Raw genomic sequence first — 2,207 nt, 5'->3', positions numbered from 1 at the left:
TAGGACTTATGACGTAAAAACAGTCCAAGTTTTTGTCCGCATCCCCGCCGGGTCAGTTCTCAGTGACAATTAACACTCAAGGCCGTTTGGGTAGGGTTTTTTTCCGTTTTATGGCTTTTTGATTTCTTCGTTTCTTGGTTTTTAAGAACGAAGCAGTTTTTTGGTTTTTTCAAAGAACAAAGATAAAGTGATTCTGTTTTTTGGGTTTTTGCACAAGTCAGAAACTACGGATTTTTGAGTTTTTGGGTTTTGGAATTTTTATAGATATTTTTTTGTTTCAGGTTCGAGTTTTTGTATTGGAGTTCTTTTTTCGACACGCTGACTATCCACAAAATTCAGCGATTTTCGAGCATTTCCAGCCACTTCGCCCGACCAATGAGGTTCCGCATGCTGTATAGTGAAGTCTACACCGCCGACCAAATTCTCGGCCTAATTTACATCAAAGCACCCCGACTGATCAAGCATCAGGACGGGCAGGAGACCTCGGCTAATGGCACGGGACCGACAGACACATGCGCAGAACAGAGAGGTGCCAACCGCACCGCTCGACGCTGTTGCAATGCCTTCGGTAGCGCCTGTTGCTATGTCACAAGTAGAGCCTCACCCTTCACTCATCGCAATTGCCCGCCTGCTCGCGCGCCAGGCCGCAAATGCCGATCTCGCCGCCCAACGTATCGCAAATTTGAAGGACTAACCCCATGACCCAGCCGCTTCGTGCCGCAACCTACGCCCGCTATTCCAGCGATTTGCAGTCCAGCGCATCGATCGAGGATCAGCAGCGCATTTGCCTTCGCCTGATTGCGGATCGCGGATGGGACCTTGCACAACATTATTCAGATGCCGCCATTTCCGGTGCTTCGCTGCTGCGGTCGGGATTTCAGCAGCTGCAAGAAGATGCCCGTCACGGATTGATTGATGTGGTGGTGGCAGAAGGTCTCGACCGTATCAGCCGTGATATGGAACATATCGCGGCATTCTATAAACAGATGCAGTTTCTCGGCATTCCCATTGTCACGGTTTCTGAAGGCGAGATCAGCGAACTCCATGTCGGGATCAAAGGCATGATGTCGGCGCTCTATTTGAAGGATCTGGCGCAAAAGACCCACCGCGGTTTGGAGGGGCGGATCAAGAAAGGCAAATCCGCTGGCGGGATCTGCTATGGCTACGAGGTGGTGCGCGCGTTCCACGAAGATGGCAGCATCGTCACGGGCGAACGCGAGATCAACCCTGAGCAAGCTGCCGTCATTGAACGTATTTTCCGGGAATATGACGCTGGCCATTCCGCGCGCATGATCGCTGCCGGATTGAATGCGGACGGCATCCCCACAGAGAGCGGCAAGGGCACCGGAACCTGGGGGCCGTCTACCATCATGGGCAACTGGAAACGCGGCACCGGCATCTTGAACAACGAACTTTACATCGGGCACTTGGTCTGGAACCGCCAAAAATACCACAAAAACCCGCAAAACCAAAAACGGGGTGGGACGGCTGAACATGCCTGCAAAGGTGGACACAGTGCCGGTGCCGGAATTGCAGATTATTGACCTCGCCCTCTGGGACCGTGTCAAAGCGCGGCAGGCCGCCATTCGCGACGCCATGAACCCGGCAGGGGTCAAAAACGGGGCAACACGGCCCGAGAACGCACGGCGACCCGGCTATCTGTTTTCCGGTTTGCTCAAATGCAGCTGCTGCGGCGCCGGCTATACGCTGATCAACAAGACCCGCTACGGCTGCGCCGGGGCCCGCAACAAGGGCGAGGCGATCTGCGCCAACCGCGCGACGATCGAGCGTGAGGTCGTCGAGGACCGCGTCCTGACAGGGCTGCGTGACAGCCTGCTGCATCCAAACCTGATCAGCACCTTCATCGAAGAATATCGCCTGGCGTTCAATGCGACTGCCGCAGGGGCAGATGCCGAACGGGCAAAAGCGCGCCGCGATGTGGGGCAGGTCGACAAGAAGATCGCGGGTATCATGGCGGCGATTGAGGATGGAATGTACCAACCCAGCATGAAGGACAGGATGGAGCAGCTGGAAAGTGAGAAGCAGACTCTGACCCGTTTTCTGGCAACGACCCCCGAGCCCCCTGCCCTTCGGCTGCATCCGAGCCTTTCGGATCTCTACCGCACTAAGGTAACCGCTCCATTGTTACCGCGGCGATTTAGCTTTGATGCGGGCCGCGAGATCGGTGTCCTCCACGAAGTCATCAA

At 54.9% G+C, this 2,207-nt stretch carries 2 protein-coding genes; both read left to right on the top strand.

Going from position 1 to position 2,207, the window contains the following annotated elements; translation table 11 throughout:
- Nucleotides 1-698: 698 nt before the first annotated feature.
- On the top strand, nucleotides 699-1,544 hold the full coding sequence (locus ACEN2J_RS20725; protein WP_442108645.1) for a recombinase family protein: 846 nt from the start codon (nucleotides 699-701) through the stop codon (nucleotides 1,542-1,544).
- A partial coding sequence (locus tag ACEN2J_RS20720) for a zinc ribbon domain-containing protein (protein WP_442108643.1) occupies nucleotides 1,516-2,207 on the top strand: 692 nt, incomplete at its 3' end. The genes ACEN2J_RS20725 and ACEN2J_RS20720, both read left to right, overlap by 29 nt.

The organism is Pseudorhodobacter sp. W20_MBD10_FR17 (assembly GCF_052119765.1).
In the GTDB taxonomy this organism is placed as follows: domain Bacteria; phylum Pseudomonadota; class Alphaproteobacteria; order Rhodobacterales; family Rhodobacteraceae; genus Pseudorhodobacter.
Note: the sequence above shows the minus strand (reverse complement) of the source record. Positions and strands in the feature narration are given on the sequence as shown.